We start from the raw sequence: 12,260 nt of genomic DNA, 5'->3' as shown, positions 1-12,260 counted from the left end.
GATCCTGGGTGTCGTACGCGGCTCCGCCGTCAACCAGGACGGCGCCTCGAACGGCCTGACCGCCCCCAACGGCCCCTCCCAGCAGCGGGTGATCCGCCGGGCGCTGACCGACGCCGGGCTGACCGCCGCCGACGTGGACGTTGTGGAGGCGCACACGCAGGCCGCCGCCGGTGTCGCCGGCGTCATCAAGATGGTGATGGCGATGCGGCACGGCGTGCTGCCGCAGACCCTCCACGTCGACGAGCCGACCCCGCAGGTCGACTGGACCGCGGGTGCCGTCGAGCTCCTGACGGAGGCCCGGCCCTGGCCCGAGCTCGACCGGCCCCGCCGCGCGGGCGTCTCGGGCTTCGGCGTCAGCGGAACCAACGCCCACGTGATCCTGGAACAGGCCCCGCACGACGCCGGGGCCATCCCGGCGGCTTCGCCGACGGGCCCCCGGGATTCGTCCGAGTCGTCAGGGACCACGCCCGTCCCCGTATCTCCCGCCCTTCCCTGGCCGGTCTCGGCGAAGAGCGCCGACGCGCTGCGGGCCCAGGCAGCCCGGCTGGCCTCCTTCGTGCGCGAGTACCCGGAGTCGAGCGCACTCGACCTCGCGCACTCCCTCGTCACCACCCGCACGGCCTTCGAGCACCGCGCCGTGGTCGTCGGCGCCGAGGGGGACCGCGAGCGTTTCCTCACGGGGCTCGACGCCCTGGCAGCGGGCGATCCGCTCCCCGAGAACGTCGCCAGGAGCGACCGGAGCGGCGGCGGGCTCGCCTTCCTGTTCACCGGGCAGGGCAGCCAGCGGCTCGGCATGGGACGCGAGCTGTACGAGCGGTATCCGGCGTTCCGGAGTGCCTTCGACGCGCTGTGCACCGCCCTCGACCGCCACCTCGCCGGACACGTGGACCTGCCGCTGCGGGACGTGGTCTTCGCGCGGCCGGGTTCGCCGGCGGCCGGACTCCTCGACTCCACCGTGTACGCGCAGTCCGCCCTGTTCGCCGTCGAGACGGCGCTCTACCGCCTGTACGAGTCCTGGGGTGTCCGCCCCGACGTGGTCGCCGGGCACTCCATCGGCGAGCTGGCCGCGGCCCACGCGGCGGGGGTGCTCCCGCTCGACGACGCCGCGGCCCTGGTGGCCGCGCGCGGCAGGCTGATGCAGGCCATGCCCGGTGACGGCGTGATGATCGCCGTCGACGCGGCGGAGAGCGACGTGCTCCCGTTCGTGACGGCCCGGCCCGACGCCGTCGCGATCGCCGCGGTCAACGGCACGTCCTCCGTCGTCCTCTCCGGCGACGCCGACGCGGTCACGGCCGTCGCCGAGGAGCTCGCCTCCCGGGGGCACCGGACCCGGCGGCTGCGGGTCAGCCATGCCTTCCACTCCGCGCACATGGACGGGATGCTCGACCGGTTCCGCGAGGTCGTGGCCGGACTGACCCTGCTCCCGCCGACCGTCCCGGTCGTCTCGAACCTCACCGGAGCCCTCGCCACGCCCGAGCAGCTCCGCTCGCCCGACTACTGGGTCGATCACGTCCGGGGAACCGTCCGGTTCCTCGACGGCGTCCGCGTGCTGCACGAGCAGCACGTGACGACGTTCCTGGAGCTGGGTCCTGGCGGCGTCCTCACCTCACTCGCCGAGCAGGCCCTCGCCGACCGGTCCGACACGGACCCGTCCTTCGTCCCCTCGCTCCACCGGACGGAGGACGAGGCCGTCGCCGTCGTGACGGCACTCGGCCGGCTCCACACCCGGGGCGTCCCGGTCGACTGGACCGCTCTGTTCGACGGCTCCTCGCCCGGCCGGGTCGACGGACTTCCGACGTACGCCTTCCAGCACCAGCGCTTCTGGCTGGACGACGACGCCCGCGCCGGCGACGCCGCAGGCCTCGGCCAGCGGACCGTGGCCCACCCCCTCCTGAACGCCGCCGTCGAACTGCCCGACACCGACGGCCTGGTCCTCACCGGGCGGCTGCGCGCCCTGCCGTCCGGCCCTGACGCCACGCTCCTCGAAACCGTCCTGCGGGCGGCCGACGAGGCCGGCTGCGGCACGGTCAGGACCCTGCGGGTCGAGCAGCCGCTGCCCCAGGAGGACGACGTCCTGCTCCGGGTCACCATCGGCGCTCCGGCCACCCGAGAGGACGGCGGACGCCCGATCGGCGTCCACACCCGCCCGGCGGCCGCCGCCGACGGCACACCGTGGACCCGGCACGCCGTCGGCACCCTCGTGGCGCAGATCCAGGAACCGGCGTTCAGCCTTGCGCAGTGGCCCCCGGCCGACGCCCGGCCCTTGGACGTGGACGGAGCCGGCCCGGCATGGCGGCGCGGCGAAGAGATCTTCACCGAAGTCACCCTGGACGAGGAGCTCCGGGCAGAGGCCGGCCAGTACGGCCTCCACCCCGCCCTCCTCGCCGCCGCCCTCAGGCCGACGCTCCTGAACGTCCTCGACGGGGTGTCCGCGCCGCGCACACCCGCCGCCTACGACGAACTGGCGCTCCACGCCTCGGCGGCCACCCGGCTGCGCGTGCGCGCCGCGCACGTCGGCGGCGGCCGGTTCCGGGTCGAACTGGCCGACACCACGGGCCACCCCGTGGCGTCCGTCGGATCGCTCCTGCTCCGCGCCGCACACCCGGCGGAGCCCGCCCCCACGATCCGGCGGACGACGGACACGGTCAGGCCGGCCAGGCCGACCGCGCGGACGGACGAACCCTCCGGCGGCGGCTACGCCACCCGGCTCGCCGCCCTGCCCGAGGCCGAACAGCACCGGGCCGTCCTCGAACTCGTCCGTACGCACGCCGCCGCGGTACTGGGCCAGGCCCGGACGATCGAGACCACGAAGGACTTCCGCAGCCTCGGCTTCGACTCCCTCGCCGGACTCCGGTTCCGCGCGCGGCTGCAGACCGCCGTCGGCGTCGACCTGCCGGCCACCCTCGTCTTCGACCACCCGACCCCCACGGCACTCGCGGACTTCCTCCGCGCGGAGCTGCTCGGGGAGGACGCGGCCCCGACCGCCGACGCCGTGACGGGCTCCGCCGGGTACGACGCGGGCGAGCCGATCGCGATCGTGGGCATGGCGTGCCGCTTCCCCGGCGGGGTGACGTCTCCGGAGGAGCTTTGGGACCTGGTCGTCTCCGGTGGTGACGGGATCTCCGGCTTCCCGGTGAACCGTGGCTGGGACCTGGAGAACCTCTACCACCCGGACCCGGATCACACGGGCACGAGTTACACCCGTGAGGGCGGGTTCCTGCACGACGCCGACGGGTTCGACGCCGGCTTCTTCGGCATCTCGCCGCGCGAGGCGCTGGCGATGGACCCGCAGCAGCGGCTGATGCTGGAGATCTCCTGGGAGGCCTTCGAGCGGGCCGGCATCGATGCGGCCGCCTTGCGTGGCAAGCCCGTCGGCGTCTTCACCGGCCTGGTCAACCACGAGTACACCACCCGCCTGAACACCGCCCCCGACGGCATCGAGGGCTACCTGATGACCGGCGGCATCGGCAGCATCGTGTCCGGCCGCGTCTCCTACTTCCTCGGCCTCGAAGGCCCCGCCGTCACCGTCGACACCGCCTGCTCGTCGGCCCTCGTCGGCATGCACCTGGCCGCCCAGTCCCTCAGGTCGGGCGAATCCTCCCTGGCACTGGCCGGCGGCGTGACGGTGATGGCCACGCCGGACGCCTTCGTCGCCTTCTCACGCCAGCGAGGCCTCTCCGTGGACGGCCGCTGCAAGCCCTTCGCGGCCGCTGCGGACGGCACGGGCTGGGCCGAGGGCGCGGGCGTGCTGCTCCTTGAGCGTCTTTCGGACGCGGTACGGAACGGGCGGCGGATCCTGGGTGTCGTACGCGGCTCCGCCGTCAACCAGGACGGCGCGTCCAACGGCCTCACCGCGCCCAACGGCCCTTCCCAACAGCGCGTGATCCGGGCCGCGTTGGCGAACGCGGGCCTCGCGGCGGCGGACGTCGACGCGGTGGAGGCCCACGGCACGGGCACCTCCCTGGGCGACCCGATCGAGGCGCAGGCCCTGCTGGCCACCTACGGGCAGGGGCGCGACCCCGAACAGCCGCTGTGGCTGGGCTCGTTGAAGTCGAACCTCGGGCATTCCCAGGCGGCCGCCGGTGTGGCCGGTGTCATCAAGATGGTGATGGCGATGCGGCACGGCGTGCTGCCGCAGACCCTCCATGTGGACGAGCCGACCCCGCAGGTGGACTGGACGACGGGGGCCGTCGAGCTCCTGACCGAGGCCCGGTCCTGGCCCGAGTCGGACCGTCCGCGCCGGGCGGGCGTCTCCTCCTTCGGCGTCAGCGGCACCAACGCCCACGTCATCCTGGAGCAGGCCCCCGCGCAGCAGCTCCCCGCCGGCGCGACCGGCGAGCTGGACGAGGGACCCGTTCCCCTGGTCATCGCCGCCCGGGGCGCCACCGGACTCGCCGGGCAGGCAAAGGAGTTGGCGCGCTTCCTGAAGCGGAACGCGGACGTGGACCTGCGGGACGCGGCGCGTGCGCTCGTACGGGCACGAGGTGCTCTGTCGGAGCGCGCGGTGATCGTGGCGGGCGACCGGGACGAGGCGCTGGCCGGGCTTGAGGCCTTGGCTCGGGGCGGGTCCGCAGCCGGTGTGGTCACCGGAGAGGTCGCGGACGGGGGCCGGCTCGCGGTCCTGTTCACGGGGCAGGGGAGCCAGCGGGTCGGGATGGCCCGTGGCCTGTACGACCGCTTCCCGGTGTTCCGTGAGGCGTTCGACGCGGCCTGTGCGGCGTTGGACGCGCGGCTGGCCGGGCATGTGGAGCGGTCTGTCACGGAGGTCGTGTTCGGGGCGGGCGAAGGGGCCCTGGATCAGACGGTGTTCACCCAGGCCGGCCTGTTCGCGGTCGAGTCGGCGCTGTTCCGGCTGGTGGAGTCCTGGGGTGTCCGCCCTGACTTCGTCGGCGGCCACTCGCTGGGTGAGGTGACGGCCGCGCATGTGGCGGGGGTGTTGTCGCTGGAGGACGCGGCGACGCTGGTCGCCGCTCGCGGGCGGCTGATGCAGGCCCTGCCGTCCGGCGGTGCCATGGTGTCGGTGGCCGCTCCCGAGGACGTCGTCCGTCCGCTCCTCACCCCGGGCGTCGACATCGCAGCGGTGAACGGTCCGGCTTCCGTCGTGATCTCCGGTGACGAGCAGGAAGTCGTGTCCGTGGCGGAGGCGCTGGCGGCGCAGGGAGTGAAGACCCGACGGCTGTCGGTCTCGCACGCCTTCCACTCGGCGCTCATGGAACCGATGCTGGAGGAGTTCGGGTCCGTCGTGAAGGGTCTGGACTTCCGGCCCCCGAAGATCGCGCTGGTCTCCAACGTCACCGGGGAGATCGCGGACCCCGACCTCCACACCCGCCCCGAGTACTGGGTCGACCACATCCGCGCCACCGTCCGATTCGCCGACGGCGTGCGGGCGTTGGAGCGGGCGGACGGGGCCACCTTCCTGGAGCTGGGCCCCGACGCGGTCCTGTCGGCGATGGGCGCGGACTGTGTGACGGGCGACGGCGCCGTCTTCGTACCGTCGTTGCGCCGTGACGCCGACGAGGTGCGCTCGCTCGTGTCCGCCCTGGGCGGTCTGCACGTGCGGGGCGCGTCGGTCGACTGGCGGCAGCTGCTCGGCGAAAGCGAGGGCTGGCCGGTGGAGTTGCCGACGTACGCCTTCCAGCGACAGCGCTACTGGATCGAGGACGCCGAGTCCGAGGGTCCGGCGCGGGACGCCGACGAAGTGAGCTTCTGGGAGGCCGTCGAGAACGAGGACCTGGACGCCCTGGCCAAGACGCTGGGTATCGAGTCCGCCGACGGACAGCACGAGCGCGACGCGATGGGCGCCGCTCTCGGTGTCCTGGCGTCCTGGCGGCGCGGTCGCGAACGGGCGGGCCGGATGGACCGGCTCCGCTACCGCGTGTCCTGGTCTCCCGTCGCGCAGCCGCCCTCGGCCGCTCCGGTCGGCACGTGGCTCGTGGTCGTACCCGCAGGACCCGACTCCGCCCATGACGTCGACGGCAGCCCCGTCGCACGGACCGTGCGCGCCCTGGAAAGCCAGGGCCTGCGCCTCCGGCGGCTCCCCTTCACCGCCGCCGAATCCGACGGCTTCGCCGCCGCCGTGCGCGCGGCCCGGTCGGAGGAAGGGAAGGTGGCCGGCGTCCTGTCGCTGCTGGCCCTGGACTCCCGTGCGAGCTCGGGCTCCGAGGTGCTGACCGAAGGCGGCGCCGCCACCCTGGCGCTGCTGCGGACGCTCGGTCGGCTTCCCGCCGGGATTCCGGTCTGGTGCGCGACCAGCGGTGCGGTGAGCGTGGGCCCGTCCGATCGCCTGCGGGCGCCGGAGCAGGCGCTCGTATGGGGTCTCGGGCAGGCCGTGGCGCTGGAGCATCCCGATCGGTGGGGTGGTCTGGTCGATCTGCCGGAGACGCTCGACGACCGGACCGCGCAGCAGCTGATCGGCGTGCTGACCGGAGCGGGCGGGCAGGACCAGGTGGCCGTACGGTCGGCGGGGCTCCTTGCCCGGCGGCTGAGGAACAGTCCGTTGCGCGGGGAGCCGTCGCAGCGGGACTGGCGGCCGCGTGGCACCGTCCTTGTCACCAACGGTACGGAGGGGCTGGGCCGGCATACCGCGAAGTGGCTGGCGGAGGCCGGCGCCGAGCACCTCGTGCTGACCACGGACGCGGGCCAGGACGACACCCCGCAGGTGCGGGAACTAGTGGCAGAGCTGGCCGCGTCGGGCACCGGGGTGACCGTGTCCACGGCGGACGTCTCACGTCGCGAAGGGGTCGCCGAGCTGCTCGCCGTGACGGAGGGGCTGCCCGAGCTGACCGGGGTGGTGCACACGGCGGATCTCGCGGGGACGATGCCGGTCGTGGCGACCGGTCCCGCCGAGCTGGCCGAGGTGGTGAGGGCGAAGGCCCACGCCGCGCTCCACCTGGACGAGTCGCTCGGTGACCGGCCGCTCGACCTGTTCGTCGCCTTCTCCTCCGTCGCCGGTGTCTGGGGCGGTGGCGGGCAGGGTGCGGCCGGCGCGGTCAGCGCCTACCTCGACGCGCTGGTCGAGCGCCGGCGGGCCCGTGGCCTGCGGGCGACCTCGCTGGCCTGGGGTGTGATCGAGGAGATCGGCGTGGCCGCCGACCCCGCGATCCAGGAGCAGCTGCGCCGCCGCGGCGTCCTGGCGCTCACGCCCGGTCAGGCGATGGGGGCGCTGGAAGCGTCGGTCCGGTACGACGAGGGGGTCGTCGCGGTGGCCGACATCGACTGGCCGGCCTTCGTGCCCGCCTTCACGTCCTCCCGTCCCAGTCCGCTGCTCGGCGAGCTGCCCGAGGTGCGGAAGGTCGCCGAGGCGGCGGCCGCGCTGGCAGAAGAGGAGGCCGAGGCCGGTTCGCAGCTGGTACGGAGCCTGGCGGACGCCACCGAGGCCGAGCAGACCCGCATCCTCATGAAGCTGGTCCGCGAGCGGTCGGCGGAGGCGCTCGGCCACTCGGGCCTTGAGGAGGTCAAGCCCCGGCGGGCCTTCCAGGAGATGGGCTTCGACTCGCTCGCGGCCATCACCCTGCGCAACGCCCTGTCGGCGGCCACCGGAGGCACCCTCCCGGCCACGGTCATCTTCGACTACCCGACGCCGATGGCGCTCGTCGGGTACCTGCGCGAGCAACTGGTCGGGGGAGTCGGGGGAGTCGGGGGAGTCGGGGCCGAAGGCTCCGGAACCGCGGGCCCCGACGCGCCTCACCGGGCCGTGGTCTCCGATCCGGCGGCCGACGAACAAGAGCTGGAACTCATCGACGAGATGAGCGTGACGGACCTGGTGGCGCGGGCCCTCGGCAACACCCAGACGTGATCGACAGCGGAACAGCAGCGGAAGACGGCTCGTGATCGAAAACGGAAAGACGCGGAAAGAAGAGGACGCCATGGATGCTCAGAACGGGCAGATCATCGATGCCCTGCGTGCTTCGGTGAAGGAGAACGCACGCCTGCAGCAGCAGTACGACCGGGTGGTCGCCGCCAACTCCGAGCCGATCGCGATCGTCGGGATGGCGTGCCGCTTCCCCGGCGGGGTGGCCTCGCCGGAGGAGCTGTGGGATCTCGTCGTCTCCGGTGGTGACGGGATCACGGAGTTCCCGGTGAACCGTGGCTGGGACCTGGAGAACCTCTACCACCCGGACCCCGACCACGCGGGCACGAGTTACACCCGTGAGGGCGGGTTCCTGCACGACGCGGACGAGTTCGACGCCTCCTTCTTCGGCATCTCGCCGCGCGAGGCGCTGGCGATGGACCCGCAGCAGCGGCTGATGCTGGAGACCTCCTGGGAGGCCCTGGAGCGGTCGGGCATCGATCCGGCCTCGCTGCGCGGCAAGCCCGTCGGCGTCTTCACCGGAATCGCGTTCCACGACTACGGCGCCGACCTGCACGAACTCCCCGACGGACTCGAAGGGTTCATCCTCACCGGCGGCGCGGGCAGCGTGCTCTCCGGCCGAGTGTCCTATCTCCTCGGGCTCGAAGGCCCCGCCGTCACCGTCGACACCGCCTGCTCCTCCTCGCTGGTGACCCTGCACCTGGCGACCCAGTCGCTGCGGTCCGGCGAGTCCTCCCTCGCGCTGGCCGGCGGCGTCACCGTCATGGCGGCCTCGGACGCCTTTGTCTGGTTCTCGCGCCAGCGCGGTCTGGCGCTCGACGGGCGCTGCAAGTCGTTCGCCGCGTCCGCCGACGGCACGGGCTGGGCCGAGGGCGCGGGCGTGCTGCTCCTTGAGCGTCTTTCGGACGCGGTACGGAACGGTCGGCGGATCCTGGGTGTCGTACGCGGCTCCGCCGTGAACCAGGACGGCGCGTCCAACGGCCTCACCGCACCCAACGGCCCTTCCCAACAGCGCGTGATCCGGGCCGCGTTGGCCAATGCCGGCCTCGCGGCCACGGAGGTCGACGCGGTCGAGGCGCACGGCACCGGGACGTCACTCGGCGACCCGATCGAGGCGCAAGCGCTGCTCGCCACCTACGGACAGGGGCGCGACCCCGAACAGCCGCTGTGGCTCGGCTCGTTGAAGTCCAACATCGGGCACGCGCAGGCTGCCGCCGGTGTGGGCGGTGTGATCAAGATGGTGATGGCGATGCGGCACGGCGTGCTGCCCCGCACCCTGCACGTGGACGAGCCGACCCCGCAGGTGGACTGGACCGCGGGGGCCGTCGAGCTCCTGACCGAGGCCCAGCCCTGGCCCGAACTGGACCGCCCCCGCCGGGCCGGCGTCTCCGGTTTCGGCGTCAGCGGCACCAACGCCCACGTGATTCTGGAGCAGGCCCCCGAACAGCAGCCCCCCAGCGGCACCACCGGCGCCCTCACGGGCGGGCCGGTCCCGCTGGCCCTCTCCGCGCGCGGAAAGGCGGGACTCGCCGGGCAGGCCCAGGAGTTGGCGCGCTTCCTACGGCAGAACGCGGACGTGGACCTGCGGGACGCGGCGCGTGCGCTCGTACGGACCCGGAGTGCTCTGTCGGAACGCGCGGTCGTCGTGGCGGGCGACCGGGACGAGGCGCTGGCCGGGCTCGAGACCCTCGCGCGGGGCGAGTCAGCGCCCGGCCTGGTCGCGGCCACGGGGAGACGGCGCTGTTCCGGCTGGTGGAGTCCTGGGGTGTCCGCCCCGACTTCGTCGGCGGCCACTCGCTGGGTGAGGTGACGGCCGCGCATGTGGCGGGGGTGTTGTCGCTTGAGGACGCGGCGACGCTCGTCGCCGCTCGCGGGCGGCTGATGCAGGCCCTGCCGTCCGGCGGCGGCATGGTGTCGGTGGCCGCCCCCGAAGACGTCGTCCGTCCGCTCCTCACCCCGGGCGTCGACATCGCAGCGGTGAACGGTCCGGCTTCCGTCGTGATCTCCGGTGACGAGCAGGAAGCCCTCGCCGCAGCCGAGAAGCTCGCCGCGCAGGGAGTGAAGACCCGCCGCCTCTCCGTCTCGCACGCCTTCCACTCGGCGCTCATGGAGCCGATGCTCGAAGAGTTCCGGGCCGTCGCCGAAAGCCTGACCTTCCACCCCCCGACCGTGGAGATCGTCTCCAACGTCACCGGGGAGATCGCGGACCCCGACCTCCACACCCGCCCCGAGTACTGGGTCGAGCACATCCGCGCCACCGTGCGATTCGCCGACGGCGTGCGGGCGCTGGAGCGCGCCGAGGCGGCCACCTTCCTGGAGCTCGGTCCCGACGCCGTTCTGTCCGCCATGGGCCCCGAGTGCCTCACCGGCAGGACCGCGGCCTTCGTACCCTCCCTGCGTGCCTCCGAGGACGACGTACGGGCCCTGCTGCACGCCATGGCGGGCCTGCACGTGCGGGGCGGAGCCCTCGACTGGGACGTGCTGCTCGGCGAAGGCAAGGGCTGGCCGGTGGAGTTGCCGACCTATGCCTTCCAGCGTCAGCGCTACTGGCTCGAAGGCACCGGTGCCTCCGCCGACGCGGCCGGACTCGGGCTCGGGACCGTCGATCACCCGCTGCTCGGCGCGCTCGTCGAGGTCCCGGGTTCGGACGGCGTGCTGTTCAGCTCCCGTCTCTCCCTGCGTACGCATCCGTGGCTCGCCGATCACGCGGCTGCCGGGACGGTGCTCGTGCCCGGCGCGGCCTTCGTCGAGCTGGTCGTACGGGCCGGCGACGAGGTCGGCTGCGGGCTGCTCGCCGAGCTGGTGATCGAGGCCCCGCTGACGCTTCCGGAGCAGGGCGGTGTCCAGCTGCGGGTGGAGGTCGGCGAGGCCGACGGCTCCGGGCAGCGGACCGTCCAGGTCCACTCCCGCCGCGAGGACGCCGGACAGGGCTCACCGTGGACGCGCCACGTCTCCGGCAGCCTGGCCCCCGACGCCACGGCCCCCTCCTTCGAACTGACCCGGTGGCCGCCCCCGGGCGCGGTCCCGGTCGAGAACGCGGCTGCCGGGGCGTACGAGGAGCTGGCCGCCACCGGCTACGGCTACGGGCCCGCGTTCCAGGGCCTGCGGACCGTGTGGACCCGGGGCGAGGAGCTCTTCGCCGAGGTGTCCCTGCCCGAAGAGGCCGGCGCCACCGACGGGTACGCGCTCCACCCGGCCCTGCTCGACGCCGCCCTGCACACCAGCATCTTCAAGGACGGCGCGGACCAGCGGCTCGTGCTCCCCTTCGCATGGACCGGCGTACGGGTGTACGCGGCCGGCGCCACCGCCCTGCGCGTGCACGTCACGCCCCAGGGACCGGACGCCTTCCGGGTGCTGCTCGCCGATGCCGACGGCGTCCCGGTCGCGGCGGTGGACTCGCTGGTCACCCGTCCCGTGGCCGCCGGGCTCCTGGACCCGGGTACGGCCGCGGCTCCGGCCGCCGACCGGATGTTCCGGGTGGTGTGGGAGCGGCTGCCGGTGAAGCCCTCGGGTCCGGCCCTGGACTTGGTCCCCGTCGCCCATGCCGCGGACCTGTCCGCACCGGCGGCGCGTGACGCGGCCGTACTCCTCCTCGACCTCACCGGCGGAGCTGCGGTCGGCGCAGGCCGAGAACCCGGGCCGGATCGTGCTCGTCGACACCGACGGCACGCCCGAGTCGGCGGCGCTGCTGCCGGTGCTCCTCGCCGGGGACGAGCCCCAGTTCGCCGTCCGCGACGGTGTCGCCTACGTCCGCCGCCTGGCCCGTACGGCATCGACCGGGACCCTGGCCCTGCCTGCCGACCAGCCCGCGTGGCGGCTGGCGGCGAGCCCGGACAACACGCTGGAGAACCTGCCGCTGCTTCCGGCCCCCGAGGCGGCCGCGCCTCTGGCACCGGGCGAGGTCCGCATCGCGATGCGGGCGGCGGGACTCAACTTCCGCGACGTGATGATCGGCCTCGGGATGTACCCCAACCCGGCGGCCACCATCGGCATGGAGGGAGCCGGCACCGTCACGGAGGTCGGGCCCGGCGTCGAGGGTTTCGCCGTCGGCGACAGCGTGATGGGTCTCTTCGCCTCCGCGGTCGGCCCGTACGCGGTCTCCGACCAGCGGACTGTCGTCCGCATCCCGTGCGGCTGGTCCTTCGAGCAGGCCGCGTCGGTCCCCGTCGCGTTCATCACCGCGTACTACGCCCTGCGGGAGCTCGCCGGTCTGAAGGCGGGCGAGTCCGTCCTCGTGCACGCCGCCGCCGGCGGCGTCGGCATGGCCGCCGTGCAGGTGGCGCGACACCTCGGCGCCGACGTCCTCGCCACCGCCAGCCCCGGCAAATGGGACGCGGTCAAGGCCGACGGGGTCGCGGCGGACCGGATCGCGAGTTCCCGGACGCTGGAGTTCGAGCAGCGGTTCCTGGACGTGACGTCGGGCCGAGGGGTGGACGTCGTGCTGAACTCC

At 73.8% G+C, this 12,260-nt stretch carries 3 protein-coding genes and 1 pseudogene; all 4 read left to right on the top strand.

What is annotated here, in order from left to right; translation table 11 throughout:
* On the top strand, window positions 1-7,795 hold a 7,795-nt coding region (locus OO54_RS40105), incomplete at its 5' end, for a type I polyketide synthase (protein ID WP_033212484.1).
* A gap of 70 nt (window positions 7,796-7,865) precedes the next feature.
* Window positions 7,866-9,620 carry a type I polyketide synthase gene (locus OO54_RS48990; RefSeq protein ID WP_051787870.1) on the top strand — a complete coding sequence of 585 codons (1,755 nt, stop codon included), beginning with the start codon at window positions 7,866-7,868 and terminating at the stop codon, window positions 9,618-9,620.
* Window positions 9,563-11,176: pseudogene (locus OO54_RS48985) on the top strand (acyltransferase domain-containing protein); the annotation flags it as partial. The gene OO54_RS48990 and the pseudogene OO54_RS48985, both read left to right, overlap by 58 nt.
* Window positions 11,177-11,381: 205 nt before the next feature.
* Window positions 11,382-12,260, top strand: an 879-nt coding sequence (locus tag OO54_RS48670) for an alcohol dehydrogenase catalytic domain-containing protein (protein WP_342450949.1), incomplete at its 3' end; no start/stop codon positions are given.

The organism is Streptomyces wedmorensis (genome assembly GCF_000716445.1).
Taxonomy (GTDB): domain Bacteria; phylum Actinomycetota; class Actinomycetes; order Streptomycetales; family Streptomycetaceae; genus Streptomyces; species Streptomyces wedmorensis.
Note: the sequence above shows the minus strand (reverse complement) of the source record. Positions and strands in the feature narration are given on the sequence as shown.